Here is a 4,396-nt window from a genome sequence, read left to right as displayed (position 1 = left end):
ACTGGCAGTTGTCTTTGTCCACAGCCGCGTTCTGCAAGCTGCCTATTTCCCGGTTGTACTCTTTTTCAATACAATCCCGATTTTGGCGCTTTCGCCAATCATCATTCTCATTTTCGGGCTCGGCATGACACCCAAGATCGTCATTGCGGCGGTGATCTGTTTTTTCCCGACTCTGGTCAACATGATCCGGGGGCTGGACTCGGCGAGTTCCAACGAACACGAACTCTTCCACGTCCTTTCGGCGACACGGTGGGAGACATTTTGGCGGCTACGGTTTCCACGATCATTGCCGATGCTATTTGCGTCCTTGAGGATCGCTTCGGCTACGGCGGTCATCGGCGCTATTGTCGGTGAGTGGATAGGTTCGGATAAAGGCCTTGGCGCACTGATCATCCAGGCCACGTTCAACTATCAATCGGACCGGCTTTATGCAGCGATTGTACTGTCGTCCGCGCTTTCGATTATTTTGTTCATGATTGTCGCTCTTTTTGAGCGCAAGCTGGTTCGCTACTGACATTGGTTTGGGGAACGGAAAGCGACGTATCGCTCGATAATGCAACCATTTGAAAAATAGGCACCTCATGTTTGATCTCAAAGTCACAAATGCAACTTTGCCTGATGGTCGCACAGGCATTGATATCGGTGTGAAATCCGGTCGGATCGTTGCTGTCGAACACAAGCTTGGCGGCGAGGCGAGTGAGATTATCGATGCAGGCGGGTTGCTTGTATCTCCGCCCTTTGTTGATAGCCATTTCCATATGGATGCAACGCTGTCGCTCGGTCAGCCTCGCTTCAATGAAAGCGGGCGACTGCTTGACGGCATCAAGATATGGGGCGAACTGAAGCCCCTTCTCACCCAAGAAGCCGTCATCGAGCGTGCGCTGCGCTATTGCGATCTCGCGGTCACACAGGGACTTCTTGCCATCCGCACCCATGTCGACGTTTGCGATGAACGGCTACTGGGCGTCGAGGCGCTGCTCGAGGTCAAGAAGCGGGTTGCACCCTATATTGACCTGCAGCTCGTGGCTTTCCCTCAGGACGGCTATTACCGTTATCCCGGTGCAGTCGAGCTCCTGAAACGCGCTTTGGATCTTGGGGTTGATGTCGTCGGTGGTATTCCGCATTTCGAACGTACGATGGCTGATGGGACCGCAAGCGTGAAAGCGCTGTGCGAGATCGCGGCGAAGCGCGGCCTGATGATTGACCTGCATTGCGACGAAACCGATGATCCACTGTCACGCCACATCGAGACGCTGGCCTGCGAGACCCAGCGTCTTGGACTTGGCGGACGTTCGACTGGCTCGCATCTGACGTCCATGCATTCGATGGACAATTATTACGTCAGCAAGCTTCTGCCTCTGATTGCGGAAGCAGGTGTAGCAGCCATCGCCAACCCGCTGATCAATATCGGCATTCAAGGCCGCCACGACACCTATCCAAAGCGTCGCGGAATGACGCGTGTGCCGGAACTCCTGGCCCACGGCGTTACCGTGGCATTTGGCCATGACTGCGTGATGGATCCTTGGTATTCGCTCGGTCATGGCGATATGCTGGACGTAGCAAGCATGGGCCTGCACGTGGCGCAAATGACGAGCCGCAGTGCGATGCGGCAATGCTTTGACGCCGTGACAACCGCGCCAGCAAGAATCCTCAATCTTGAAGGCTATGGCCTCGATGTCGGCTGCAAGGCAGACATGGTATTGCTGCAAGCTGCTGACTCGATTGAAGCAATCCGCCTGAAGGCCACACGTCTTACTGTAATTAAGGGTGGTAAGGTCATAGCGAGAACGCCAAATCGTACCAGCACACTGCAACTTGCAGGACGCCCGGAGCGTGTTGATCCGGCAAGCTACGCACCGAAACTGGGGTAGACCATGCCGACGCCTTGGGCGGCGCTAAGCAGATTCAGATTCACTGCCATGCCCATTTTGGTTGTCAACAACTGACGTGAGGGATTCCACAAGGACGACCCCATCAATTTGGAGGCTCAACCTCTAGAGTGCGCTAGACGATCAATGGTGATCGGAAGATCCCGCATCCGCTGCCCCGTTGCATGGAATATGGCATTTGCGATAGCGGGCGCGACAGCAACGGAACCGATTTCGCCCAGACCCTTTACACCGATCGGACTGACTTTGTCGTCAGTTTCTTCAACGAACAACACTTCGATGTCGTAGACGTCGGCATTCGATGGGATGTGATAATCTGCGAAACTGTGGGCCATGCATCGCCCTAAATTGTGGTCGATTGCCGCGTCTTCATACAGGGCTTTGCCGATCCCCATGACCGACGCACCGATAATCTGGCTTCGGGCTGTAGCAGGATTGAGGATGCGCCCTGCGGCGACCGCACATAAAAGCCGGGTAACCCGAACGACCGAAAGTTCTTCGTCGATGCGGACCTCGGCAAAAACTGCTGAATGCGTGGCGCTTGTGTATTTCTTGCCGAACGGAACCTTAATAATGGTTGCGGTCGCGCTCAGATTATCGCGGCCGGACAGTTTCAATAAATCGGCGAGAGCAGCCGGAGAAAGCAATTCGGCAGCTTGCCCATTTCCTATGATCCCGGCTTGCTTCGCACGCGATATGATCTTTTTTTTGAGCTTTTCGCAGCCCGCCTGGACAGCAGAACCTGAGGTTGCAGCAGTCCACGAACCTCCTTGAGTGGGGTTGAAAGGAAAGGCGGAGTCACCGAGCTTCACAACCACTCGCTCTAAGGGCGCGCCAAGCGCATCTGCGGCAATCTGGGTGAGAATCGTGTAGGTTCCGGTGCCGATATCTGTAATCGACGTTGTCACTTCGAATCTTCCATCGGCTAGAAGGCTGACTTTGGCGCGTGCAGGCACAGGTGACATTGCCGCTTCCCAGACCCCTGTTGCCATACCCCACCCAATCAGCTCTTTTCCCTTACGCATCGATCGCGGTGCGTGGCTGCGCTTCGCCCAACCGAAACGCTCGGCCCCCTGAGCATAGCACTCGCGGAGGGCTTTGCTGCTGAACGGGCGGTTTTCACTCTGATCGCGCTCCGTGTAATTTGCGAGGCGCAGGACGAGCGGATCAACATTAACGGCATAAGCCAACTCATCCATCGCGCATTCCAGAGCAAACATGCCGGTGGCCGCACCAGGTGCGCGCATATCGCACGGCGAAACGGTGTCAAGTTTTGCGAGTTCGTAGGAGAGCTTGATGTTGTTGCAGCGATAAAGGCTCGCCGAGAAATTCAGCATCGGATCCTGAGCATCCTCATATTGCGACGTCGCGGCAATGGCCCGATGCCGGATCGCGAGTAGGTGGCCGTTCTCGTCGGCACCAAGAGAGACGGTTTGTATGGAATTGGCGCGATACCCAAGCGCGAACATTTGGTCGCGTGGGATCACCAGTCGAACGGATCGCTTGAGCGCTTTCGCCGCCAGAACCGCGAGGAAAACGGATTGCTGAGGTCGAAGACCGAGACCAAACGCTCCGCCGACAAAGCTGCTTACAACACGCACTTTGCGTCGAAACAGGCGCAGGGCTACCTTAAGAAAAATCTCCACGCTCTTGGGGCTCTGTGTCTTGTCATATATCGTGACGGTCTCGTCGCCCCATTCAACGGTTGTTGCGAACAGTTCCATCGGATGATGGTTTTCCGGGGCAGTCTTGTAGGTTGCCTCGACCTTGACTGGAGCCTCCGAAAATGCGCGGTCAGCATCACCCGTGGGTTGGGGTGTTCGAGCAACACCGAGTCGATGTCTGGGGGGCCGATAGGCATTGGAAACTTCTGAAGCCAAGTCAGTCGCGTGTTGCTCGCGGTCGTAGGAGACGCGAACCGACGCCGCGGCATCGCGGGCCGCTTCATAATTCTCGGCGACGACGAGAGCCACCGGTTGCCCGCTGAAATGGACCCGATCATTGTACAGAGGTCGGAAGGGCTTGCCGGGTGGACCCACGGGATCCTTGTAGAGAAAGCTGAAGGGCCAGAACCAGGGGCGGTTTTGATGGGTAAGAACCGCTACAACGCCGGAGAAACTTTTAGCGGCTGTTGTATCAATCGAAGTCACCCGGCCCTTTGCCATCGATGCGGGTACGATGACCGCATGAAGCAGATCCGGAACTTCGTATTCTGCAGCATATTTTGCTTGGCCTTTAACCTTGAGCGGCCCGTCAATCCGAGGGATGCCTTTGCCCGTGATCACTGGTCCCTGATCCATAATGGCCTCTCAATAGATACGCTTGTCGGACTGCGACTGCGGCGTTCGCGACGCTGCCTGATCGAGTGCCCGAACGACAATTCTGCGAGCCAGCTCTATCTTGAAGCCGTTCTGCGACAACGCAACGGACTGTGCCAGCAGCATCGACGCAAACTGATCGAAGTTTCCGCGCGATGCAGCACGCCCGACGAGCAAGACCTCCGCAGC

At 55.9% G+C, this 4,396-nt stretch carries 3 protein-coding genes and 1 pseudogene; 2 read left to right on the top strand and 2 right to left on the bottom strand.

What is annotated here, in order from left to right:
• Both AAAC48_RS12010 and AAAC48_RS12005 read left to right on the top strand, forming a co-directional pair.
• Nucleotides 1-514, top strand: a 514-nt coding sequence (locus AAAC48_RS12010) for an ABC transporter permease (RefSeq protein WP_340654395.1), incomplete at its 5' end; no start/stop codon positions are given.
• A 67-nt stretch (nucleotides 515-581) separates the two neighbouring features.
• Nucleotides 582-1,871 carry an amidohydrolase family protein gene (locus AAAC48_RS12005; protein ID WP_340654394.1) on the top strand — a complete coding sequence of 430 codons (1,290 nt, stop codon included), beginning with the start codon at nucleotides 582-584 and terminating at the stop codon, nucleotides 1,869-1,871.
• A 116-nt stretch (nucleotides 1,872-1,987) separates the two neighbouring features.
• Here the strand turns inward: AAAC48_RS12005 and AAAC48_RS12000 are convergent, their stop codons facing one another.
• Both AAAC48_RS12000 and AAAC48_RS11995 read right to left on the bottom strand, forming a co-directional pair.
• On the bottom strand, nucleotides 1,988-4,189 hold the full coding sequence (locus AAAC48_RS12000; protein ID WP_340654393.1) for a xanthine dehydrogenase family protein molybdopterin-binding subunit: 2,202 nt from the start codon (nucleotides 4,187-4,189) through the stop codon (nucleotides 1,988-1,990).
• Nucleotides 4,190-4,198: 9 nt separating this feature from the next.
• Nucleotides 4,199-4,396: pseudogene (locus tag AAAC48_RS11995) on the bottom strand (xanthine dehydrogenase family protein subunit M); the annotation flags it as partial.

Origin of the sequence: Phyllobacterium sp. (assembly GCF_037994405.1) — a bacterium.
Classification (GTDB): domain Bacteria; phylum Pseudomonadota; class Alphaproteobacteria; order Rhizobiales; family Rhizobiaceae; genus Phyllobacterium.
The sequence above is the reverse complement of the archived record's forward strand: the minus strand, read 5'-3'. Positions and strand labels throughout refer to the sequence as shown.

Excerpts from the sequence above, each read along its gene's own strand:
- AAAC48_RS12005 (WP_340654394.1), top strand. The coding sequence starts at position 582 with ATGTTTGATCTCAAAGTCACAAATGCAACTTTGCCTGATGGTCGCACA.
- AAAC48_RS12000 (WP_340654393.1), bottom strand. The coding sequence starts at position 4,189 with ATGGATCAGGGACCAGTGATCACGGGCAAAGGCATCCCTCGGATTGAC.